Annotated in this window: 21 protein-coding genes; 11 read left to right on the plus strand and 10 right to left on the minus strand. The window is 65.4% G+C overall.

Going from position 1 to position 21,555, the window contains the following annotated elements:
• Window positions 1-5: 5 nt before the first annotated feature.
• Window positions 6-1,124, plus strand: a complete 1,119-nt coding sequence (locus AB0N05_RS11925; RefSeq protein WP_364691260.1) for a serine hydrolase domain-containing protein — start codon at window positions 6-8, stop codon at window positions 1,122-1,124.
• A gap of 10 nt (window positions 1,125-1,134) precedes the next feature.
• Here the strand turns inward: AB0N05_RS11925 and AB0N05_RS11930 are convergent, their stop codons facing one another.
• Window positions 1,135-2,034 carry an alpha/beta fold hydrolase gene (locus AB0N05_RS11930; RefSeq protein ID WP_364691263.1) on the minus strand — a complete coding sequence of 300 codons (900 nt, stop codon included), beginning with the start codon at window positions 2,032-2,034 and terminating at the stop codon, window positions 1,135-1,137.
• A gap of 95 nt (window positions 2,035-2,129) precedes the next feature.
• Here AB0N05_RS11930 and AB0N05_RS11935 point away from each other — a divergent pair, with 95 nt between their 5' ends.
• The 3 genes from AB0N05_RS11935 (at window position 2,130) to AB0N05_RS11945 (ending at window position 5,391) form a co-directional block, all read left to right on the plus strand.
• Window positions 2,130-2,489: a hypothetical protein gene (locus AB0N05_RS11935; protein WP_364691266.1), complete on the plus strand. Its 360-nt coding sequence runs from the start codon at window positions 2,130-2,132 to the stop codon at window positions 2,487-2,489.
• A gap of 690 nt (window positions 2,490-3,179) precedes the next feature.
• Window positions 3,180-4,094 carry an NAD(P)-binding domain-containing protein gene (locus AB0N05_RS11940; protein ID WP_364691268.1) on the plus strand — a complete coding sequence of 305 codons (915 nt, stop codon included), beginning with the start codon at window positions 3,180-3,182 and terminating at the stop codon, window positions 4,092-4,094.
• Between the two features lie 40 nt (window positions 4,095-4,134).
• Entirely contained in the window at window positions 4,135-5,391 is a 1,257-nt protein-coding gene (locus tag AB0N05_RS11945; protein ID WP_364691271.1) for an amidohydrolase, read from the plus strand.
• A gap of 13 nt (window positions 5,392-5,404) precedes the next feature.
• Here AB0N05_RS11945 and AB0N05_RS11950 read toward each other — a convergent pair whose 3' ends face one another.
• Window positions 5,405-6,184: a class I SAM-dependent methyltransferase gene (locus AB0N05_RS11950; protein WP_364691274.1), complete on the minus strand. Its 780-nt coding sequence runs from the start codon at window positions 6,182-6,184 to the stop codon at window positions 5,405-5,407.
• A gap of 789 nt (window positions 6,185-6,973) precedes the next feature.
• Between AB0N05_RS11950 and AB0N05_RS11955 the strand changes: the two genes are divergently transcribed.
• From AB0N05_RS11955 to AB0N05_RS11965, 3 genes are all read left to right on the plus strand, one after another.
• Window positions 6,974-8,485 carry a HEAT repeat domain-containing protein gene (locus AB0N05_RS11955; RefSeq protein ID WP_364692311.1) on the plus strand — a complete coding sequence of 504 codons (1,512 nt, stop codon included), beginning with the start codon at window positions 6,974-6,976 and terminating at the stop codon, window positions 8,483-8,485.
• Between the two features lie 250 nt (window positions 8,486-8,735).
• Entirely contained in the window at window positions 8,736-9,371 is a 636-nt protein-coding gene (locus tag AB0N05_RS11960) for a maleylpyruvate isomerase family mycothiol-dependent enzyme (protein ID WP_364691277.1), read from the plus strand.
• A 42-nt stretch (window positions 9,372-9,413) separates the two neighbouring features.
• Window positions 9,414-9,530: a hypothetical protein gene (locus tag AB0N05_RS11965; RefSeq protein WP_364692314.1), complete on the plus strand. Its 117-nt coding sequence runs from the start codon at window positions 9,414-9,416 to the stop codon at window positions 9,528-9,530.
• Between the two features lie 58 nt (window positions 9,531-9,588).
• Here the strand turns inward: AB0N05_RS11965 and AB0N05_RS11970 are convergent, their stop codons facing one another.
• A complete protein-coding gene (locus tag AB0N05_RS11970; RefSeq protein WP_364691280.1) occupies window positions 9,589-10,239 on the minus strand; it encodes a TetR/AcrR family transcriptional regulator in 651 nt (216 codons plus the stop codon).
• A 237-nt stretch (window positions 10,240-10,476) separates the two neighbouring features.
• Here AB0N05_RS11970 and AB0N05_RS11975 point away from each other — a divergent pair, with 237 nt between their 5' ends.
• Window positions 10,477-11,289 carry an SDR family NAD(P)-dependent oxidoreductase gene (locus tag AB0N05_RS11975; RefSeq protein ID WP_364691283.1) on the plus strand — a complete coding sequence of 271 codons (813 nt, stop codon included), beginning with the start codon at window positions 10,477-10,479 and terminating at the stop codon, window positions 11,287-11,289.
• 155 nt (window positions 11,290-11,444) lie between these two features.
• Window positions 11,445-12,320, plus strand: a complete 876-nt coding sequence (locus AB0N05_RS11980; RefSeq protein ID WP_364691286.1) for a hypothetical protein — start codon at window positions 11,445-11,447, stop codon at window positions 12,318-12,320.
• Between the two features lie 33 nt (window positions 12,321-12,353).
• Here AB0N05_RS11980 and AB0N05_RS11985 read toward each other — a convergent pair whose 3' ends face one another.
• The 4 genes from AB0N05_RS11985 to AB0N05_RS12000 form a co-directional block, all read right to left on the minus strand.
• Window positions 12,354-12,590, minus strand: coding sequence for a hypothetical protein (locus AB0N05_RS11985; RefSeq protein WP_364691289.1), 237 nt, complete (start codon window positions 12,588-12,590; stop codon window positions 12,354-12,356).
• Window positions 12,591-13,030: 440 nt separating this feature from the next.
• On the minus strand, window positions 13,031-13,606 hold the full coding sequence (locus AB0N05_RS11990) for a TerD family protein (RefSeq protein WP_364691292.1): 576 nt from the start codon (window positions 13,604-13,606) through the stop codon (window positions 13,031-13,033).
• A gap of 197 nt (window positions 13,607-13,803) precedes the next feature.
• Window positions 13,804-16,476 (minus strand): tetratricopeptide repeat protein, encoded by a 2,673-nt coding sequence (locus AB0N05_RS11995; RefSeq protein ID WP_364691295.1) that lies wholly within the window; start codon window positions 16,474-16,476, stop codon window positions 13,804-13,806.
• Between the two features lie 68 nt (window positions 16,477-16,544).
• Window positions 16,545-17,123, minus strand: coding sequence for a TetR family transcriptional regulator (locus AB0N05_RS12000; RefSeq protein WP_364691298.1), 579 nt, complete (start codon window positions 17,121-17,123; stop codon window positions 16,545-16,547).
• Window positions 17,124-17,215: 92 nt separating this feature from the next.
• Between AB0N05_RS12000 and AB0N05_RS12005 the strand changes: the two genes are divergently transcribed.
• Both AB0N05_RS12005 and AB0N05_RS12010 read left to right on the plus strand, forming a co-directional pair.
• Window positions 17,216-18,454 carry an MFS transporter gene (locus AB0N05_RS12005; RefSeq protein ID WP_364691301.1) on the plus strand — a complete coding sequence of 413 codons (1,239 nt, stop codon included), beginning with the start codon at window positions 17,216-17,218 and terminating at the stop codon, window positions 18,452-18,454.
• 61 nt (window positions 18,455-18,515) lie between these two features.
• On the plus strand, window positions 18,516-18,905 hold the full coding sequence (locus AB0N05_RS12010; RefSeq protein ID WP_364691304.1) for a nuclear transport factor 2 family protein: 390 nt from the start codon (window positions 18,516-18,518) through the stop codon (window positions 18,903-18,905).
• 6 nt (window positions 18,906-18,911) lie between these two features.
• On the opposite strand, the gene AB0N05_RS12015 is transcribed toward AB0N05_RS12010, so the two are convergent.
• The 3 genes from AB0N05_RS12015 to AB0N05_RS12025 form a co-directional block, all read right to left on the minus strand.
• Entirely contained in the window at window positions 18,912-19,469 is a 558-nt protein-coding gene (locus AB0N05_RS12015) for a YcxB family protein (protein WP_364691307.1), read from the minus strand.
• 46 nt (window positions 19,470-19,515) lie between these two features.
• The gene (locus tag AB0N05_RS12020; RefSeq protein WP_364691310.1) at window positions 19,516-20,313 is read right to left on the minus strand and encodes an SDR family NAD(P)-dependent oxidoreductase; all 798 of its coding nucleotides are present in this window, start codon (window positions 20,311-20,313) and stop codon (window positions 19,516-19,518) included.
• Between the two features lie 130 nt (window positions 20,314-20,443).
• Complete coding sequence (locus AB0N05_RS12025; RefSeq protein ID WP_364691313.1) at window positions 20,444-21,463, minus strand: alpha/beta fold hydrolase; 1,020 nt, start codon at window positions 21,461-21,463, stop codon at window positions 20,444-20,446.
• Between the last annotated feature and the right edge of the window lie 92 nt (window positions 21,464-21,555).

Below are 21,555 nucleotides of genomic sequence, written 5' to 3' on the forward strand. Positions count from 1 at the left end.
GTGCCATGACCGGCACATTCGATCCCGAGAAGCTACAGACCACCCTGGAGAACATCCATCACGCGGGCATGCCCGGTGTTTTCGCCGAGGTGCGCGACAACGGCCAAATCTGGCGTGGCGCAGCCGGATTCGCCGATCTCGCCACCGGCCGCCCCGTCACCGTCGATATGCGACACCGCGTCGGCAGCATCACCAAGTCGTTCACCGCCGCCGCCGTATTGCAGCTGGTCGACGAGGGTGAAATCGGACTCGATACCCCCATCGGGCACTACCTGCCGCAGCTGGTCCCCGGCGAACGCGGCGCGGCGATCACGGTCCGGATGTTGATCAACCACACGAGCGGCCTGGCCGAATACCTCCCGTACGCCTACTCGTCCCTCGCGGCTTTCCCGGTCGTGGCGAAAACAACACCGGCAAGCCTGGATGACAACCGGTTCACCAAGTTTCACGCACCCGATCTGATCGCGATGGGGGTCGCCGCTCCTGCCACAGGAGCCCCGGGCAGCACGCCAGGGGTGTACTCGAACACCAATTACCTGCTCATGTCCCAACTCCTGGAATCGATTACCGGTACCACGGCGGAAAAATGCATCACCCGCAACGTGATCGAGCGTGCCGGACTGCGGGACACCGAGCTTGCGACCGAAACGCAGATCCACGGACCGCATTCGCTCCACTACGAGTCGTGGATGGGCATGATCGACCCGCCGCGCGATTTCAGCGTCTACGACATGTCTTTCGTGGGTCCGGCCGCCTCGCTGATCTCGACCGTCGCCGACCTGAACCGCTTCTTCGGCCTGCTGCTGGCCGGTGAAATCATCAGCCCGGCCTCCCTGCAACAGATGCAGCGCACCGGTCCGGTCATCTCCTTCGAGGGAAAGACAATCGAATACGGTCTGGGCCTGCACAAGGTGACAGTTCCCGGACACGGCATCTATTGGGGCCATGAAGGTTCGGTCTGGGGCGGCGGCGCAATATCCCTGACCAGCGCCGACGGCAAGCGGCAAATGTCCATCGCGGTGAACCTCCAGCGCTGGAACCGCCTCGACTCCGCAGGCAAACCCCAGCCCCACCCCATCGATGCCGCACTCCAGTCGTTCACCGGACTTGCCTTGGGCGGCTGAGACTTTCGGCTCAGACGAGCCTGTCGAGGATGGCCGCCAGCTCGCGCGCCCGGAAGACGACTCCCACATGACCGGCAGCCAGGCTGTGGACGTCGAAGGGATTATTCGGGGTGAGCTGGTCGGCATCGTCGATCATTTTCGTGGCCAATGCCGCGGAGATGACATTGTCGCGGGTCAGGCGAATATAGCTGCGGGGTATGCGTCCCCACGTGTCCGCCTCGACCCGCGCCTCGGCAAAGCTGGTCTGCGCCCCGTCCTCCGGTTGCATGCCGAAATTCATCACGGCGAGCAGCTGTTCCAGAGTGGCCTCGGGCATATTGGTCAGCCGGAAATCCTCGAGCGCTTCGATATCGGCCGAACGCAGATCGAAGCGAATCAGGCCGCGGGACACCGGCTCCATCCCCAGAAACAGCGAGTGATCCGGATTCGGGACCGGCACATCCTTCAAAGCTTCGGGAGTCTGACTCAACGCCATGGCGCTGGGGGCATCCGCGGTGGACGGGCAGAACGCGGACAGGTAGACGATCCGATGAATATCCTCGGGTATGGCATTGCCGACCAGACCGACGGTAATGCCGCCGAGGCTGTGCCCGACCAGAATGACCGGTCCATGCCGCCGCACACTCCGCACCGACTGAATTACGTGGTCGACATTGTCCTGCACGGTGATCGAGGCCATCGGCGACGACCCGGTGGTGAATGCCCCGATATCTCGCACCTGGTAGGACAGCGGTATCGAGGCGTCCAGCCCATGCCCGGGCAGGTCCACCGGAAGACTGCGATGCCCGAGCAATGCCAATTCGCGAACCACCGGAGTCCAGTAGAAGCTGTTACTCGCCAAACCGTGCACGAACACGAATGTCGGAGCGGCACTGGAGTTTCCATGAAGTCGGCGATCGGATTCAGGCACGATTCCCCCAGCATGAGACAACGACAGACAGTGATCTCCATACCCACACAGAACCGCCCCCAACCCTCCACGGCGGAACGCTACTGTCTGACACCATGATCAAGAACCGGCCGCTATTGCTCGCGGTGATCTACATCGTCAGCTCCATAGTCATCGGCCCGGCGATCGCCATAGTTGGCTACCTGATCACCCCGGCAAACGGCGACTTCTGCGATATCGGCGCCCACGGCAGCCGAGCCCAGCGAGATCACGACTACGCACTGCTCGAAGGCATCCAAACCACCGGCTCCATAATCATGCTCGCCCTAGCCCTACTCCTCCTGGCCTACCTCTGGAAAAACCACGCCCGCACCAGCGCACCCTCACTCGTTCTGGCGACTACCGGAATCTTCGTCATGGCAGGCGGCTACCTGCTTGTGTTCATCGCAGGCACAGCCCCAGACGCAACCTGCTGACAACCAGGACAGCGCGCCATGCGGTTGGTCCATGAATTTGGCCGCTACTGGATTAATGTCGATTTTTCGTGGAACGTCTTCTGACGATCCTGGCTGGACGACAATTGACCTGCACGGCGGATTCAGCGGATTGCGCTGTGCCTGCCGTGTTGTGGTGGATGCTGCTGGTATCGGCGAAAGTGCCATAGGCCGAGGCCGATGCTGGCGACGCATCCCGCGGTTGCCGCGGACAGACCCCAGGGTGTGAACACCTGCCCCGAACGCCACCCATCCGAATACGCCAATGAGCTGTAGCGCCCAGAACTTCCAGCCGACACGCTTCCACCACACGGTCACTGCGCCTGGCCGACCGTCGCGGCCCTCGTCGGTACTGGTCATGCGCTTATCGTGCGCAGGTCGCGGCCGCACACACCGCAAGACATGCCGAGCAGAAACCCTTCGATATCCCAGTCGCTCGACTCGTCATCGCTCGGCTTGCGTGCGCGTCAGAATTCGAAAGAAACGAACTGGTCGACATTTCGCCGGAGTCGACGAGGTATTGGCTGATGCGCGGGAATGTAGTGCGGTGCGGCAGCAAAGGTTTCGCTATAAGTGAACGGGGATTGGGTGTCGCTGCACGCTACGTGGTCGCTTACCTGTGGGTAATCAACTGACCTTGGGGTAGGTACTTGTCCGGGGGGCGGGGGATGGATGAGGTGGAGGGGAAAGGGTTTCGAGTTTCTGGAGGTGGGTTTCGTGGCGGGTCAGGTGCGGACGTCGGTGACGGTATTGGGGTTGGGGAGTATGGGGAGGGCTGTGGCTGCCGCGTTCCTGGCGGGTGGGCGGGAGGTGACGGTGTGGAATCGGACGCCGGGGAGGGACGGTGAGTTGATTGCGGCGGGTGCGCACGCCGTGGCTGATATTGCCGAGGCTGTGGAGGCCAGTCCGGTGGTGATCGTTGTGCTGCTCGATCATGCGTCGGTGCATGCGGCGCTCGAGGGGGTCGTGCGGGATTTGTCGGGTCGTCGGGTGATCAATCTGACCAGCACGACTCCCGAGGAGGCTCGCGAATTGGCTTCCTGGGCAGGGCGATACGGTATCGAACTGCTTGATGGCGGGATCATGGTGCCGCCGCAGCTGATCGGCGGGCCTGCGGCCTCGGTGCTGTACAGCGGCTCGCGCGCGGTGTTCGACGAGAACCGTGGGATGTTCGAACTCCTGGGTAGCGCAGAGTATTTCGGTGCGGACGCCGGGGTCGCGTCGGCTTACGATTTCGCATTGCTGTCGGCGATGTATGGGATGTTCGGCGGGTTCTTCCACGGGGCCGCGTTGGCTCGATCCGCCGGTATTTCGGTGGGGGAGTACGGCGAGCGGGCCGCCTCGCTGGTTGCGACCATGTCGAAATCGCTTGCGGCGCAAGGAGCGGCGATCGAGTCGGGCGACTACCGCACGGACATGCAGAACATTGATCTGCATAAGGCAGCGGTCGATGCGATCCTTCGCGCGACCATCGATGCGGGGCTCGCGCCGGACCTGCTCGCCCCCTTGCAGGCCGTGATCGACAAGCAGGTCGATGCCGGACACGGCAAACTCTCCCTGTCGCGGACCGTCGAGGAACTCGGCTGAACCGGACCGGTCCGTCGCCGATCGTCCTTACCATCGGGGAATGAGCGTCACCTCCGATCTCGCGGAGCTCTACCGCGACCTGCACGCACATCCCGAGCTGTCCTTCGCCGAGCACCGCACGGCGGCGATTGTCGCTCGGCGCGCGAAGGCCCTCGGTTACGAGGTGACCGAGGGCATCGGCGGGACAGGTGTAGTCGCCCGCCTGACCAATGGCCCCGGCCCACTCGTCCTGCTGCGCGCGGATATGGACGCACTCCCGGTCCGCGAACAGACGGGACTGCCCTACGCCTCGACCGCCATCGATTCGGGCAGCGGCCAGCCGATCATGCACGCCTGCGGCCATGACATGCACGTCACCTGCCTGCTCGGCACACTCGATGCGCTGGCGGCCAACCGCGACGAGTGGTCCGGCACCGTGCTGGGTGTCTTCCAGCCTGCCGAGGAGACCGGCCGCGGCGCTCGAGCAATGGTCGACGACGGACTGTTCGAACGCTTCGGAAAACCGGAAATTGTACTGGGGCAACATGTCCTGCCGATCCCGGTGGGCACTGTGGCAACCCGCGCCGGGGCGATCCTCTCCGCCAACGACAGCTTGCTGATCACCCTCCACGGCCGCGGCGGACACGGCTCACGCCCCGAAGCGGCAATCGATCCGATTGTCATGGCCGCCGCCACCGTAATGCGCCTGCAAACCATAATCTCCCGCGAGATCGGCGCCACCGACCAGGCTGTCATCACCGTGGGCACACTGCACGCGGGCACCAAGGAGAACATCATCGCCGAGGAGGCCCAACTCGGCCTCAGCATCCGGACTTACTCACCCGAGTTGCGCGCAAAGATCCTCGACGCGGTGCGCCGCATCGTGCACGCGGAGGCTGCGGCAGCGGGCGCGGACCGCGAACCGACCATCGAACCAGTGACGCGACTGCCCGTCACCGTCAATGACGCTGTGGCCCTGGACAAGACACGCGCCGCCCTACGAGCTGCGCTCGGCACCGACCAGGTCCAGGAAATCCCGGCCTTCCCTGCCAGCGAGGACGTCGGCATCCTCGCCGAAGCCTCCGGTGCTCCCCTGTCCTTCTGGTTCTTCGGCGGTGCGGACCCCGCGAAATTCGCAGCCGCACAACAGAATGGCACCACCGACCGCGACATCCCCATGAACCATTCCCCATACTTCGCCCCACTCGCCGACCCCACCATCAGCCACGGTATAACCGCCTTCACCGCCGCCGCCCGCGCCTGGCTCAACCCGGCCCGACCCGGCAACCCATTGCCGGAAAGCTTTCCCGCCGAATGAGTTTCCCCGGATCTCACAGCCGGTGAGTGCGCAGTACGCCGGTCAGCAGCGGGAGCGTGAAGTTTCCGCTGGCGGTCTCGGGTCTGCTCGCGAGGAAGGCGCGCACCCGTCCGAGCGTGGCCAGCTGTTCCCGCTCCGGCATGACCAGCACCCCCGCACGCGTCCCAAGCGTCTCGACAAGGGAGTCGGCAGTGCGCCGCTGGCCATGCGGGAACTCAGCCTGCTCAGCCGAACCGAAGCGAGCGACCACGTCCCCACCGGGGAGGTGCAAGCCTGCCGTCGCACCCCGCCAGCTGCTCAGCGTGTCACGTGGCCCGATAGCCGCGCTTCCACCGACCCGCTCCAGCCCGGCAACCCAGTCGACCCGGTCATCCATCACATTCCACAAACCAGCCAGGATCCCTCCCGGCGCAAGAACTCTGGCGATCTCCCCTCCCGCGACAGCCATATCGAACCAATGCAAGGCATTTCCAGCCAGCACCGCATCGACGGACCCATCCGGCAGCGGTATCTCCTCAGCACTACCTGCCAGAGCACGGACACCCGGCAGCGCCCGGCGCAACTCGCTCACCATCGCCGAGTCGGGTTCGACCGCAATGACGTCGGCACCCAGCGTGACCAACGTTCCAGTCAGCTTGCCCGTCCCGGCCCCGAGATCCAGCACCCGCGAGCCAGGCGCGGACTCCAGCGCCCAATGCACCGCAGCCGTCGCATAATCCGGACGATGCTCGGCATAAACCCCGGCTGCCGTACCGAACGACGAGGCATGCCGTCGGCGCACATCTCGTTCCATCCGATAACCGTATCCGCGCCAGAGCATGAGCACCGGATGTTCTGCACCGCAGCAGATCCCGCCCGCTAATCGAGATGGCATGGCAAATGGTTCAGCTACCTGCACGGCTCGGCCTTCGGCCATCGCTTTTACTTACCGCACCGGTCAGGGACACGACTCGGATCGCTCGTGCCCAAAGCGCACGGCAGTACGGATATTGCGTGGTTGCGTCGCCGGACGTACCCGACGTTGGCTCCCCAGCTGAGAGCCGCCCTCTCTCGTCCCAGCCTGGCTGGATGGCTGTGGTCCCGTTCCGGGACCAACAACCCCCAACGAGCAGCCGTGGAAACCGGCCGGAGGTCCTCGTCGCTGCGCGCCTCAGGTGGAACACGTTCAGGGGGACATGAGGCAGGGGTAAACGGACAAAACCCCGGCTCATGTCCCCCTCGATGAAAGCCAGGCCGCCACGCCGCCGCCCAACCCCGCGACAGCATCCCCAACCGGGTTGGCCCACGACGGCGTGGAAACCGCCTGGGCGGATGACCGAGCCGCGGACAACTTTCCGGGAAGCTCGGCAGGTCCAGTCGGCGGTGATGGCCATCAGATTCAACCAGTGTTCATTGGTGCAGGCATTCGCCGAGAAGGGGCCAGCACCAGTGAACACTGGTTTGGCTGAGCGGGTAGCTGCTGCCGGAAGATCAACATGTAATGGTGCAGGCATCGGCCGAGTGGACCCCTGCACCATTGCATGCTCAGCTGCGCGATTCTCGCTGGCTCCGGGGTGGGCCGGTCGGTAAGGATGGGCTGGTGATGATGGCGGAGGAATTGGAGCGGATTACCGAGGAGCAGGATCGGTCGGCGACGGTCGAGTTGATTCGGGGATTGGTTGATGTCGCTGTTGGAGGGGTGGAGCGGGAGCGGATCGTTTATGCGCTCGCACAACTCGGGGACCCGCGCGCGGTGCGGCCGCTGGCCGAGATAGGGCTTGATCGTGAGCGTCCGGGTGAGGTGCGACTCGCAGCGTTGCAGGTGTTGGAGGGCTCGTCGATGTGCCCGGAGGGTGGCGATCTGCGCGGGTGGTGGGATACCGGGGATGATCTGGTCCGGGCGTGCGTGCTGCGGCAGGCCCTTCGCGCCGAGGCTGATCTCCTCGAACCGGTTGCGCGCGACCCGCAACACCCGCTGCACCGGCACGCACTGATCGGAATCGGGATCGGCTTCGAGGAACCACACTGGCAGCAGTACAAGATCGCAGGCCTCGGGCACTCCGACCCGGCGGTGCGGCGGACCGTCGCCTATCAGCTGGGCTGGGACGAACCGGTCGCCGCCGAACCGGCCTTGCACCGTGCCGCCACCGACGAAGACGCCGATGTCGCTTGTGCCGCAATCGATTCGCTGCGTTACTACCACAGCCGGGCCACACTACGACTGCTGCACGAGATCGCCGAGGGTGACGACGAGCGAGCTGCGGCAGCTCGAATTTCCGTGGCCGATGTGCGCGGAGATTTCGAGGATCAGCAGTCACGAATCGGGGGATGGCTTACACCGGTCGCCGACCTGCTCGGCGCGCCGGAAGTCGGTACCGTGCCGCAGTCGGGGCAGTCGGGGCAGTCGGGGCAGTCGGGACCGTCGGGGCCGCGTTTGCCAGGGCCATCCCTGCTGTCCGCTGCGGAGATACACGCCGTGTTGTCCGATCCCGACGGCCCGTGGGCGGCCAAACTGGCTGCACTGCACGGCTATAACCGCGGCCGTAGCGACAACTGGGGTGGTGTTCCTGCCGCCGACCGTCCCGGGTTGGCCGCGCTCCTGTCCGGCCATCCGGACCCGCAGGTCCGGGGGCTGTGCTGCCCGGCGTTGTCGAGCTGGCATGAGGTGGATGCGCTGCTTGCGCTGGCTCATGATCCCGAACTGGGCGTCCGCAAATCCGCGGTCTATAGCCTGCGATTCGTGCCACCGTCGCAGGAGATCGCCACGCTCACATGGGATTTGGTCGCCTCCGGCGAGGTCGCAGGCACCGCCGGGTACGAGGCGCTGGCCACCTGCGCCGCCCACACGCCACCCGGCGAACTCGACGACCAGCTGATCGAGTTGGCGCGCACCGATCTTCGGGAGAGCATCCGCGCCGAGGCGGTAACGCTGCTGGGCGATCACATCGAACCCTTGCTGCCGCTGCTCTCCGAACCGCCCGTGCTGACCTGGGGAGTGCACGTCCGGCTGCTTGGGGCATGCCGCGCCTCGGGATTGCTACCGCCCGCTGTTTCCGCCTTGCACAGCGTTGACGACCTGTATGTAGCGGCCGCCCTCGCTGAGCTGACCAGCTGAGCTTTGGAGCTACTGAGGAGGCAGGGGTACTTGTAGCGCGGAACGCCTTCCGACGAAGCTCGCCATTGCGGGTAGCTGCGGAGCGAATCGGCGAACGGGTATGCGTTCATCGAAGTTTTGTGGTCCCAGACGTGTACGCCGTCGATCCAGTCGGAACGTCCACGGAATAGGTGTCCACGATCTGTCGCGGCGGCGGTCCGCTGGTGTGGAGGTGCAACACTGGAAGTTCCCTGCTGCGAGGAGGGTGGCCATGTCTGGGTCCGGTGTGGGGGACGTGCGGGAACTGGTTCGAGTGCAGCGGGGAGTGCTCGGTGGTCTTGTCGAGTCGCTCGATGATGCGGAGTGGGGGCGGGCATCGCTGTGTGAGGACTGGAGTGTGGGGGATGTTGTGGCGCATTGTGTGCAGTCGCATGTGGCCACACCGCTTGTGCTGGCTCGGGAATGGGTCACGGCGGGATTCAGATTGGCGGTTCGTAATGAGCGCTGGGTGACTCGGTGGAGGGGGCGTAGTCGGGGGGAAGTGGTGGGGGAGTATCGGGCTACGGCGGATCGGCTGGGGTTTCCGTCGGCCGAGTTGCCGTATGCGCTGGCGGAGGTTGTTGTCCACGGGTATGACATCGCCTGGCCGCTTGGGCGGGGCATTGAGGCGTCGTCGGAAAGCCTTGTTGTGGTGGCTGATACGTGTTGTAGGACTGGTGTTTTCCTGCACAGTAAGCAACGGTGTGCGGGGCTCGCGCTGCGAGCGGGCGATGTTGAGTGGTCCTCGGGGCGCGGGCGGGAAGTCACTGGTCCGCTCGCATCGATCGTTATGGCCATCGCCGGACGGGGCGCGGCACTCGAGGATCTCTCCGGCGATGGCGTCGAGACGCTACGCGCTCGTCTTTGACGCATCCGAAAAACCGTCCCCTTCGCGCCCGATCACCAGAACATCGTGTTCTGCGAATCCGGTTGGGGAGACGGCTTCTATTCCCTACTGGCCACCCGGGCCGCAGACGGCCGAATAACCGCGCTACACCTGGATTTCGATATCGTCTACCGCGACTGAGCCGCACCGTGGTGTGGTACCACCAGGAGTCGGACGAAGGCGGCCAGGATGGCCAGAGCTATGCGGCTTTTCGATTGGTCGTGGTCGTGCCGTAGGCGCGCAGGAAGGTGTCCACGGCGGTCTTGGCCACCGCCTTCGCTTCGGCGGCGGGGACCTTGCGGGTGCCCAGGCGAGAGCGGGTCTCCATGGGTGCGGTCAGCAAGGCCAGGAACTGCTCGGAGGCCGCGGCAGGATCGCAGGTGCGCAGCCGACCCGCGAGAGACAGCTGGGCGAGCTTGCCGGCCAGGGCCTCGGCGAGGCGATTCGCGGTGCGCCCGTAGACGGTTTCCAGCAGGTTGGGGAAGTGGTTGACCTCGGCGTAGGTCAGGGCGCGTAGTGCGCGGGAGCGTTCCTCGCAACAGGATTGAGCCAATTGATGGGCAATGCGTTCGAGGAGCGGGCCGAGATCGCCCTTGGGCGAATGGATATCGTCGACTATGGCCAGATTGCGGGCCATCACCGTCTCGCCCGCAGCCGCCATTGCCTCGAGGAACAGCGCCTCCTTGTCCTGGAAATGGTTGTAGACAGTGGGTTTGGCGGCACCCGCCACCTCGGCGATCTCCTGTACGCACGTCTGCGCGTAGCCGCGCCGGGCGAATACCGTGAACGCCGCGTCGAGGATTGCCTGTCGCTTATCGATGCGACCGCGCGGGCCGGTGCTTCCAGTCACGAAGCGATGCTAACAATTCGAGTCGAGAATCTGAACCAGCTGTTTCAGTTTTCTGTTCACTATGGTTCGTTACCAGTGGGGTCGCTACATTGAACCAGTGAGTTCAAAATGTGCCTCTATGATCAGGGAGAATCACTCGCTGTCAACAACATTCGACGACAGACCCGCTGCGGCACAAGAGCCGTCGGCTGCCGAGCCCGCGACGGACGTACCGGCTCCGGTCGTGCAGGAGGTCCGATGAAGACCATCGTCATCACCGGCGGAACCGCGGGCATCGGCCGCTACCTCGCCGACACCTATGTCAGGCGCGGCGACCGAGTCGTGGTGATCGGCAGGAATACGGTGGCGGGCAAGAAATTCCAGGAATCCGGCGGCGAGCGGTCGCATTTCATCGAGGCCGATCTGGACCTGCTCTCGCGAAACCGTGAAGTCATCGACGAGTTGCGCGGTGCCTACCCCGTGATCGATGCGGTCGTACTGTGTGCTCGCTTCTATCGCTCATTCCGCACCGAGACCGCCGAGGGTATCGAGGCGACCTTCGCGCACTTCTACCTGAGCCGCTTCCTGTTCGGCCACGACCTGCGGGAGTCCTTGGAGCGGGCCGACAGTCCGGTGATCGTCAATGTCGCCGGCCCCGGATCCGATCTGTCCGCGGCGAACTGGAAGGACCTGCAGTTCACCCGGCATTACTCCGGCGGCGCGGCCTTGGGTCAGGGTGGCAAGCTCAACGATCTGCTCGGAGTCTCCTTCGCCGAACGGTATCCGCAGGGCCGAACCCGGTACGTTCTGGTCCACCCGGGTGTCACCGCGACCAGCCAAGCCGGGGAATACGATCCGGGCACGCTGGTCATGGTGGAGGGACTGCGCCGGTATGGCAAACCGATTCCCGTTGCCGCGGAGCCGATCATCGAGCTGATCGATTCTCCACCGTCGACACCGTTGAGCGCCTACGTGGAGGGTCGCCCGATCCCCGTGCGCGGCCGCCCCTTCGACCCGGAGGCCGCTCGCAGTCTCGATGAGTACACCCGAACACTGCTGGCGGGTCGATGAGGGGAACCCGCGCCGAGGGCACTGTCCTTCATTGCCGTCCGGTACCGGACGGTACCTCGGAAGATTGCCTAGAATTTGCTAAGCTCATCGCATTGCACTTGGATTTTGATGTCGTCTACCGGGACTGAGCAGACCGACCATGAGAAGGGGACGTCATGTCCGAGGGACCGGTCCCGAAACGGGGCATCGGCTCACGCATGATCATCGGTGTGGTCGTCGCAGCGGTCCTCGGCGCTCTCATAGGCTCGGGTGTCACCGCCGCCGTCATGCATTCCTCCGCGTCGGACGAACGAGATCCGGTCGAGTTGTTCACGCCCTTGGCTTCCGGTGACACCGGCGACGTCGGTCCGTGGGCGCTGACACTGTCCGACTACACCCTGCGAGGAACGGCAGAATCCCCGCAGGGCTACGCGGTCACCGTGTCCGTCCGCAATACCACCGATCGCCCGGCCGATACCAGCGCACTGCAATTCTTCGCGGCCATCCGAGCAGACGGAGGAAGCGCCTTCCCCCATGGGCCCAACACCGTGGACTGCACACCCGAAGCCGGGACGCCCTTCCCTCGCACACAAGTAGTCCAGCCCGATTCCACGACGGTCGGGCGATTGTGCTTCGACCGCATCGGATCCGTCGGCGGCGGGACGAACAACCTACAGATCAGCGCCTACGTCCTGGACGTGAACCTCTTGCGGTCCACCAATTCCCGCACCGGGGTCATTGATGGCCAAAGCTGGTCGGGACCGGATTCGGAACAATCGGTCGCAGTCACCCCCGATGGCCCGAACACCCGAGTCCACACCCGAATCGTCATGACACCGGACAGCCCCTACCGCAACTGGCTACCCGCCGCCTCGGCTCTGTCCACGGGAACCGCCGAATGCACGCCCGGCTCAGGTTTCGCCGTCGCGGTAACCCTCGCGGATAAGCCCTCGAAGAACCTGACCGCCGCCTCCGCCGAGCTCTGCGTGGTCGGCCCCGCCGAGTACTTCATGAGCGGGTTCCTGCCCCGTGCCTACTGGGAATTCCACTGACGGTCGACTGATGCCGCTCGCGCTGAATCGAATTCAGAGGGCCTCTTGATCGGTGCTGTCGGTGGGCACGATCGAGCGCAGGCTTGCGGTGTCGACCACCTGCTGCTGGCGGATTTTGGCGTAGACGGCGTCGAAGGTGTAGCCCGCTATGAAGCCGACCGAGAGGACGAAGAATAGGAGTCTTCGGACGTCGGGGGCGGACAGCAGGTCTGCGGACGTGGCCAATTGGGCTGAGACGAAGAGTAATACGGCGATTGCGCCTGCGGACATGCCGAGGATTGCCGCGCGGGACCAGTCGTTGCGACGGTCGACGGCGGTGCGGGTTATCGCTCCGGGCTGCCAGGCCGAGCGGTGGCCGGATGTGAATCGACAGGGCCCGCACCGATCCGGCCGACAGATACCCGGCCACCACCTCGCGTTCGACGTATTCCGGTGCGCTGGAATAGACCAGCAGGTCATACCCGGCCAGATTCAGCGCCGCGCCGATCTCGCCCGCGGCCTTCGCGCCGTCCTCAATAGTCCACTCCGGCTGATCCTCCGGACCGCACGCGCGAATACCTCCGACGATCGCGATGGCGCGCCGATCCCCGCCCGATTCCCCTGCCCGCACCGCACGTCCCCTCGAGATTCAGTGACAGTACGTCGCATCGTACGGACGGACGTATCCGAGTGTGGTGGAACCGGTCCGGCGCCACCAACCTCGGACCTGCTCAGATGCTGACGCCGAAGTCCCGGGCGATGCCGCTCAGGCCGGAGGCGTAACCCTGGCCGGTGGCGCGGAACTTCCACTCGGCCCCATTGCGGTACAGCTCGCCGAAGATCATGGCCGTCTCGGTCGAGGCGTCCTCGGACAGATCGTAGCGGGCCAGTTCGGTGCCATTGGCGCGGTCGACGACGCGAATGTAGGCATTGCGGACCTGGCCGAAACTCTGTGCGCGCGTATCCGCGTCGTAGATCGACACCGGGAACACGATGGAGTCGATGGTCGGTGGGGTGTTCGCGAGGTCGACATTGATGACCTCGTCATCGCCCTCGCCCTCACCGGTGCGGTTGTCACCGGCGTGCTCGATGGCGCCCTCCGGCGACTTCAGGTTGTTGAAGAACACGAAGTGACCATCGGACACCACGCGCTTGTCGGCCCCCAGACCGATCGCACTGGCATCGAGGTCGAAGTCGGTGCCCGTGGTGGTGCGCAGATCCCACCCCAGCCCGACGGCCACCGCGGTCAGCCCCGGGGCCGCCTTGGTCAGCGAAACATTCCCGCCCTTGGACAAACTGACGCCCATAACCATCTCCTATCCGAAATTCCCGCCGACCGGCCACCGGTCGCGGATCCCCGTCGCCCGCACTCCGGGCGAATCAGCCCCTCCGACATGGCCCACCCACACTCACGCTGGGACACTCCATGTCGGCGCTGTCGGGCACACTGCACAGTAACAAGGGAACCGAAGCCAATGTGAGGATCGCGCCCTGACCTCGGAAGTCATTGATACATCCCATGTTCGAACCCCGCAAATCGGTCCGTGGGCAAGGCCGCGATCAGTTCGAGAGACTGGGCCTCGCCCGCCCGATGCCCGATGTGCCGGAAGATCTCGAGTGCCTGGCGCAGAACTTCGGCGGCGTGCCCGGTGTCGCCCACGGCGCACAGGGCCTTGCCCAAAATATTGAGCGCGGACGCCTCTCCAGGCAGGTTGCCCATGTCCCGGTAGATCTCTCGCGCTTGCCGGAGGGTCTCGATCGCGGCAGGGAGGTCGCCGAGTTCGTGGTGCGCGAAGCCTATGTTGATGAGGCCGAAGGCTTCTCCGGACCGGATGCCCATTTCGCGGTAGCAGTCCAGCATGCGGTCGGCCATCGCGAACGCGGGCGTGAAGTCGCGCTCGAGGACATGAACCCAGGCCAGCACGCTGAGGGCCGATGCCTCGCCGGAGCGGTGGCCGATCTCCCGGTAGATCTCGACCGCCCGCGCCAAGAGATCGAATGCGGGCTGCGGATCCTCGGTGAGGTAGGTCAGCCACCCGAGTTTGACGAGTGTGGAGGCCTCGCCGGAGGCGGCGCCGAGATCGCGCTGCATGGCCAGTGCCTGTCGCAGCAGACCGGCCGATTCCCGGTACTCGTCGATGAGATACGCCACCCAGCCCAGTGCGCTGAGCACCGCTGCTTCTTCGGTGGGCCGGTCGAGGGCGTGGTAAATCTTTCTCGCCCTGTGCAATGCGTCAATGGCGGGCGGGTTGTGACCGGCCAGATATCGCGCCCGCGCCAGCGTGCGGAGCGCGGCGGCTTCGATGGCGGGGTCCTCGAAGTGGGTGTGCGAGGCGAGCACCCGCTCCAGACGCTCGGCGGCCCACGCGTAGTCATCGCTCACCAGCGACGTGGCTCCGAAATCCTTGATCGCGTAGGCGCGGGCGAGCCGGTCATTGCCGGACCCGCCGGGGACCGAACCACGTTCGTGCACAGCGATGGCGAATGACCCATTACCGGCCAGCCGCACCTCGGCCGCGAGCGCATTGATCAGCGCGATCACCCGGAGTAGCTGATCGTGCGCTGCGGCATGCTCCAGGGATGCGCGCAGATTCGGCCGTTCCAGTTGAATCCAGGACAGCGCGGAGGCATGGTTCGGAAAGTCCGGTGCCGCAATGGATGTCGCCTGCCTGGCAGGCTCCGATCGGCGCGAGTCGGCACCGCCCGCGAGATGCGCGGCATATTGGTAGTAGTCCAGGAGTCTGTCGAGAGCGGCGGACGTCTCAGTGGCGGGATCGGTGCAGGCGAGGGTGCTCGCGAATTCCCGGACCAGGTCGTGGAAGCGGTAGCGACCGGGGGCGATCTCATCGATCAGGTGATCGGTGTACAGCGCGTCGAGAGCGCGGCGAGCCGTTGCCACCGGGACGTCGGCCAGTGCCGCGGCGGCATAGACGTCGAGATCGGGTCCCGGGTGCAGTCCGAGACGGCGGAACAGTCGGCGCAGGTCGTCGGGGAGTGCGTTGTAGGACGTGGTGAAGGCGGCGCGCACGGCACGCTGCCCGGCGTCGAGTTCCCCGAGACGGTCTTGCGCCGAGGCGAATTCGGCGGCCAGACCCGCGATCGTCCAGGCACGGTGATGCGCGAGCCGACCGGCCAGCAGCACGATCGCCAGCGGAAGGTAGCCGCACAATCGAACGATCTCGGCCACCGCGGCGCGATCGGCGTCGGCCGGAACACGGTGTGCCAGAGCGCAGAACATGTCCGCCGCGGTATCGGGATCGAGCACATCGAGCGACAGCGGCAGCGCGCCGTCGAGCGCGATCAAGCGCCTCCGGCTCGTAATGAGCGTCAGGCAGCCGCCGCCCACGGGCAGGAGCGGTTCGATCTGGGTGTGGTCATGGGCATCGTCCAGCACCAGGAGCACCCGCTGGTCGGCGGTGCGATCGCGCCAGAGATTGCGGCGGCCTTCCAAGGTATCGGGCAGTTGGCCCGGGTGGATGCCGAGGTCGGTCAGCAATCGAGCCAGCACTTCACTGGGTTCGGCGGGGGATTGCCCGGGCGTGTGCGCGTTCAGGTCGACGAAGAAGTGGCCGTCCGGAAACCGTTCGGACAGTTGATGTGCGGCGCGGGTCACCAGCGCGGTCTTGCCGACACCGGCCATGCCGTCGATGGTGTGCACGGCCAGTATCCGGCTCGTACCGGCGGCATCGAGAATCCGCCGCACATCGGCATCGCGGCCGATGAACGTGTCGATATCGCGTCGCAGTGCGGTCCGCACCCGGGGGCGCGGCGGGGCATCACGATGGCGGAGCGGCGGGACCGCGCGCTTGTCCGGCACGGAGGCGCTCTCCTGCGCTGCTCGCCAAAGCCGCTTCCAGACAAGGCGATTGGTCAGATCCGGGCGAACATCCTCGGAGGTGGCCTGCGCCAACCCGATCAAGGTCAGCAGCACCGGCTCGAACGATTCGAACCTGGACGGCAGCGCACGCCCCGATCGCCAATCACTGATGCGCTGTAGCGAGGCGGGGCGATTACGCGCGGGCACCGAAGCCGACCGCATACGAATGGCGGTCGCCTCCGCCACGCGTTGCAGCGTCGGGTTCCCTGCCGTCGCCCACAGTTCCGACAAGCGTGCGGTGAACACGACCCGCGCCGAACTGCCTTCGCCCCCGCTCTGAGGCTCACCCGCTCCCGCCATGGCGACACTGTACCGAGCGTCGCCGCATCGAAACCTGTTGTCACATTGGTTGATCGCCCGGTCCTGGATCAGTTGGGGGAGGGGGGTGCGGTGGCGAGGGTTTGGGCGGCCGAGGAGACGGCGGTGCGGAGTCGGTCGAGCGTGTAGTCGTTGCCGAGGACCATGCGTCGCAGTTGCGGCATGGCCAGGCTCCACCCGACCAGGCCCAGTGTGAAGAACAGTAGGGCCTGCGGGTCGTCGTTGCCGGGGGTCATGGCGGCTTCCGTGGCGGTGACCTTGTCCAGGTAGTGCTGGGTTCGCGCGTGTTCGTCGGGCACGGGCTCATCGCCCAATTCGAGTGCCTCCCACAGCAATAGCCGCAAGGCTTCGGGGTGGGCGCGGTGGTAGTCGAACAGCGCGGCGGCGTAGGTGCCGAGATCGGCACCGGCGCTGGGCGGGACGGCTTCGGCGAGTTCGGCCATCAGCTTCTCCAGCACCGCCGCGAAAAGCGCCTTCTTATCGCCGAAGTAGTCGTAGATGGCGCGCTTGTTGGCCTTGGCCGCGGCGGCGATGCGGTCCACGCGGGCACCGGCGACGCCGTGGGTGGCGAATTCTGTCGCCGCCGCCGTGAGGATGCGTTCCTTGGTTGCCGCCGAGTCGTATGCCACGTCGACGATTGTAACGAACCAGTTCGTTTGACAGCGACCGTCACTCACTTCTAGCATCCGAACTAACTAGTTCGCTCGGTTTGGAGATGCTGATGACGACGACGGACAAACCACCAACGCCCCAACCTTCCGACCGCACCCAGGTACCGGTGCGTCCGCTGTTGTTCGCCGTGATGGCGATCTGCAGCGGAGTGACCGTGGCGAATGTGTATCTGGCGCAACCACTGCTGACCTTGTTCGCCCGCGAGCTCGGCGTCGCGCCATCCCACGCTGGGCTGGTGGTGACGTGCGCGCAGTTCGGTTACGCGGCCGGGATCCTGTTCCTGGTGCCGCTCGGTGATGTCCGCCGACGTCGGCCGTTGCTGACGGTGATGCTGGCCGCGACGGTGCTGGCGCTGCTGCTCGCGGCGGTCGCTCCGAACCTGTCGATGGTGGCGGCCGCTGCCGCACTGGTGGGCGGGTTCACCGTGATCCCGCAGGTGCTGGTGCCCCTGGCCGCCGAACTCGCGCCGCCGCAACGGCGCGCCTCGGTCGTGGCCGGAGTCCAGATCGGATTGATGACCGGGATCATCGGTTCCCGTGTGATCGGCGGTGCGGTCGGTGAGATATTCGGTTGGCGCGCAGTCTATTTGCTCGCCGCGGTGCTCACCGCGGCATCGGGCCTGCTGACCGTGGCACTGGTGCCGCGCGAACCCGCACGTGCGAGCAGCATCGGATACGGACAACTACTCGCGTCGCTACCGCGCCTACTGCGCGGCGAACCCGCGTTGCGGCACTCGTGTCTGCTGCACGCGAGCCTGTTCGGCGCTTACAACGCCACCTGGACCTCGCTGGTCCTGGTGCTCACCCACGATCCCTATCACTTCAGCACCGCGACCGCGGGCCTGTTCGGGGTGCTCGGGCTGGCGGGCGCGTTCGCCGCACCCTGGGCCGGACGTTTCATCGACCGGCGCGGCCCGCTGCCGATCATCACCACGGCCTTGGTTCTGGCTCTGCTGTCAGCGCTGGCCTACGCGCTCGGCCGGACCGGTCTCGCATTCATGATCGTGGCGATCATCGCGGTCAATATTGCGGTGCAGTGGAGCCAGATCGCCAACCAGGCCCGCATTTTCGCCTACCTGCCCGACGCGCGCAGCCGCGCCAACACCGTCTACATGGTCGCGGTCTTCCTCAGCGGCGCGATCTGCGCCGCGCTGGCGGGAGCGTGCTACGGCGCGTTCGGCTGGTCCGGGGTCTGCGCATTGCAAGCAGTCTTCGCGGTCGCCGGGTTGGCGGTGCTGCCGTTCGCTCAACGCTACGACCGAACTCACCGCGACATCGTGTCAGCTTGAGTGCCAACAACTTTCCCGAATTGTCCCTCCATCACACCCACTGATAATCAGGAGATCAACAATGAACATGCCCGCGATGCCCGCCGCTGTGATGCAGTTCTTCACCGCCTCGCAGTCCGGCGACGCCGAGGCTTGGGCCGACGCGTTCGCCGCCGACGGCGTCTTCCACGACCCGGTCGGTGAGCCGCCGATCGTCGGCCGCGCCGCGATCCGCGAGTTCATCGCCTCGGTGCTGCCCAACTTCCATCCATTCCTGGGCCTGACCCCGCGCGAGGTCCACACCGTCGGCAATGCGGTCGCCGTCTCCTGGAGCGGCGCGGCCGTCACCACCACGGGCACGCCGGTGAATTGGTCCGGAATCAATGTCTACGACCTCGACGAAGACGGTCTCATCCGCGAAGCACGCGCCTACTTCAACCGGGCGATCTTCCAAGCACAGCTCGACCGATAAACCGGCTCAACGGGATTCGATGAAGGCGATCGCCTCCGCGGGCACCATTTCCTGAGGCAGGACGAGGAAGCCCGTTGAGTTGAGGAAGGCGACGATGTGCTCGCGGCGTCGAATCTTCTTGATGCGGGAGTAGGGGTATTCGGTTCGGCCCGTTGCCGTGGTGACCTCCATTCCGTCCGAGAGGTAGCGGACCTGGAGTACTGCTCCCGGGTAGGCGTAGCGGCGCACGCGGGTCGAGCCGGTGCGGGAGTCCTGCCAGCTGAAAATCGCGAAGAACACGAGAACCGCGATATAGGTGAGGGCGGTGATGACGAGTACCTCGGGTAGCGATTGCCAGAGCGGTGATCGCCCGGCGCCGACGGTGCGATTCGCGGCGTACCTGGCGAAGCGGTAGATCATCACCGCGCCCGCTACGGCTGCGGCTATCAGCCATACTGTGGGCCGCCGCCACATCAGGGGCAGTTCGGCGCGGGTGATCTGCCTCGCGGTGTCGGGACCGGCCACGAGGCGAATCACCTGGGCGCCGAAGTCATCCCGGTACATCGACACCGAATTCGGACCCATGGAGTCCTCCCCTCGATTGCGGACACCATACGCGAGGGTCGCCGATTCAGGGGCGGTTGACGGGGGTGCGGACGAAGGGCTGGTTTCCGGCCGTCTTGCCGCCGTCGATGGGAAGGGTTGCGCCGGTGATGAATCCGGCTTCGGGGGAGCACAGCCAGACAATGGTGTCGGCTACTTCGGAAGCCTGGCCGACTCGGCCCTGGGGGATCGCGGCGGCCGCGGCTTGCTGGCCGATTTCGCCTGCGCGGCGGAGATTGTCGGTGAGAATCGGGCCGGGGGCAACCACGTTCACGCGGATGCCTTGCCCGGCATAGTCGAGCGCGGCCACCCGGCTCAAGCCGATCACGGCATGCTTGGCCGTAGAGTAACCGGTAAGGCCCGCAATACCTTCCAGCCCCGCAGTGGACGACACATTGACGATCGCGCCGCCACCATGCGCGAGCATCGCGGGAATCTGATACTTCATGCCGAGGAAGACCCCGAGCGTATTCACCTCGAACGCACTGACGAATTCCCCCACCTCGACATCGACCAGCGGCATCGGCGGATGCCCCCCGCCGGTCGCATTGTTCACGGCCGCGTCCAGGCGTCCGAACTCGGCGAGCACGGTATCCACGCACCCCCGGACCGACTCCGGGTCGGCGACATCGAGACGGATCGGCAGGGCGCGTCCGCCGATCGCCTTGATCTCCTCCGCCACCGCGGCCAGTCGCTCCTCATCCCGCGCCCCGATCGCCACATCCGCCCCGGCCGCCGCGAAGGCCCGCGCCGTCGCTGCCCCGATCCCCTTGCTGGCGCCCATCACCAGCGCTACCTTGCCCGCGAACAGATTGTTATTGGTCATCGGCCGACTCCCGTCATCCGCGGCGCGATGGTCTTCGCACCGGTGGATGTAATGCTGGCAGCCGCCAATTGTCGTGGCATCAGCTTGGAATCGCATCCCAGCGTACGTATTCCGACGTACGCGAAGAGGGTCAGCCGATCGATTTCATCCAGTCGATGACGGCCGCTTGATAGTCGGTGGTGTTCTTGGCCAGATTCACCGAATGCCCGCTCCCGGGCAGCACGAAGGTCCGCAGACGCGCCGCCGCAGCGAAATATTGTCCCTCCGCCGCGAGCAGGGTCGCGGAGTCGGTGCAGATCGCGAACCCGGAACCGCAGGCGAGCCGGTCCTTGCTGCCGTTCACCAACATCACGGGTGCGGTAATGGCACTGGACTGTCCGGGCAGCGTGGTCAGCAGACCATCGGGATACTCCGTGAGCGAGAAGGTCTCCTTGGTCGCCTCGTCGATCGCGAGCACCTGTGGATCGAAATTACCGGACCCGTAGAAGTCCTGTTCGCGGGTGCCGGGCCGGGTGACCAGATAGCCCGGATCGTATCCGGCACCGGGGAATACGGGATCGTCGATCGCCTGGTGGTAGGTGGAGATCACCCCGAGCACATCGGGAATGCTGAGCGTGTGCGAATACCCCGTGAGCAGCACACCGTCGACATCGTGATAGCTGGTGGCCTCCATGATGGAGGTACTCGAGGTCAGCGAATGGCCCGCGGTGACGACCTTGGCGAAGGGCTGGGCTCCCGAGATTCCGGCACGCAGGGCTTGAACCATGCCGTGCAGTGCCTCCGCGGTGGCGGTCGCGGTGAGCGTCAGGCTCAATGGCTTGGTGCTCGCGCCGTTGCCGAGTCGATCGGCCACCAGCGTCGCGTATCCGGCGGCATTCATGGCGCGCCGGAAGTTGTAAGTCTCCGGCGCATAAGTGAAGTCCCAGTAGGTGCCGTTGTAGTTGGAGCCGGACATCAAGACCATTACGGTGTCCGTCGACCGATTCGCGGGCAGGCACAGAGTGGCTGCGAGAGTGCCTTGCGAGACCGGATAGGAGATGGCCCGACAGGAATCCGACGCCGAGACTTGATCGGCCGAGGCGACGCCCGCTGTCAGGCATAACAATGTCGCCGCCGCGGCCGAGGCCAGCGCACGGACCGGGGTTCGCACCTTGCACACTCCCTTGAATGTCGGAAAGATCCGAAATGTCAGTTGTTGTGGAATGTTTGAGCGTGGAAATGTTCAGCGGACGGCCATCTTCT

Source organism: Nocardia sp. NPDC051030 (assembly GCF_040683015.1).
Taxonomy (GTDB): domain Bacteria; phylum Actinomycetota; class Actinomycetes; order Mycobacteriales; family Mycobacteriaceae; genus Nocardia.

Bases quoted from the DNA above. Each gene is read 5' to 3' on its own strand.
- AB0N05_RS11925 (WP_364691260.1), top strand. From the start codon at position 6: ATGACCGGCACATTCGATCCCGAGAAGCTACAGACCACCCTGGAGAAC.
- AB0N05_RS11935 (WP_364691266.1), top strand. From the start codon at position 2,130: ATGATCAAGAACCGGCCGCTATTGCTCGCGGTGATCTACATCGTCAGC.
- AB0N05_RS11940 (WP_364691268.1), top strand. From the start codon at position 3,180: ATGAGGTGGAGGGGAAAGGGTTTCGAGTTTCTGGAGGTGGGTTTCGTG.
- AB0N05_RS11945 (WP_364691271.1), top strand. From the start codon at position 4,135: ATGAGCGTCACCTCCGATCTCGCGGAGCTCTACCGCGACCTGCACGCA.
- AB0N05_RS11950 (WP_364691274.1), bottom strand. From the start codon at position 6,184: ATGGAACGAGATGTGCGCCGACGGCATGCCTCGTCGTTCGGTACGGCA.
- AB0N05_RS11955 (WP_364692311.1), top strand. From the start codon at position 6,974: ATGATGGCGGAGGAATTGGAGCGGATTACCGAGGAGCAGGATCGGTCG.
- AB0N05_RS11960 (WP_364691277.1), top strand. From the start codon at position 8,736: ATGTCTGGGTCCGGTGTGGGGGACGTGCGGGAACTGGTTCGAGTGCAG.
- AB0N05_RS11975 (WP_364691283.1), top strand. From the start codon at position 10,477: ATGAAGACCATCGTCATCACCGGCGGAACCGCGGGCATCGGCCGCTAC.
- AB0N05_RS11980 (WP_364691286.1), top strand. From the start codon at position 11,445: ATGTCCGAGGGACCGGTCCCGAAACGGGGCATCGGCTCACGCATGATC.
- AB0N05_RS11985 (WP_364691289.1), bottom strand. From the start codon at position 12,590: ATGTCCGCAGGCGCAATCGCCGTATTACTCTTCGTCTCAGCCCAATTG.
- AB0N05_RS11990 (WP_364691292.1), bottom strand. From the start codon at position 13,606: ATGGGCGTCAGTTTGTCCAAGGGCGGGAATGTTTCGCTGACCAAGGCG.
- AB0N05_RS11995 (WP_364691295.1), bottom strand. From the start codon at position 16,476: ATGGCGGGAGCGGGTGAGCCTCAGAGCGGGGGCGAAGGCAGTTCGGCG.
- AB0N05_RS12005 (WP_364691301.1), top strand. From the start codon at position 17,216: ATGACGACGACGGACAAACCACCAACGCCCCAACCTTCCGACCGCACC.
- AB0N05_RS12010 (WP_364691304.1), top strand. From the start codon at position 18,516: ATGAACATGCCCGCGATGCCCGCCGCTGTGATGCAGTTCTTCACCGCC.
- AB0N05_RS12015 (WP_364691307.1), bottom strand. From the start codon at position 19,469: ATGGGTCCGAATTCGGTGTCGATGTACCGGGATGACTTCGGCGCCCAG.
- AB0N05_RS12020 (WP_364691310.1), bottom strand. From the start codon at position 20,313: ATGACCAATAACAATCTGTTCGCGGGCAAGGTAGCGCTGGTGATGGGC.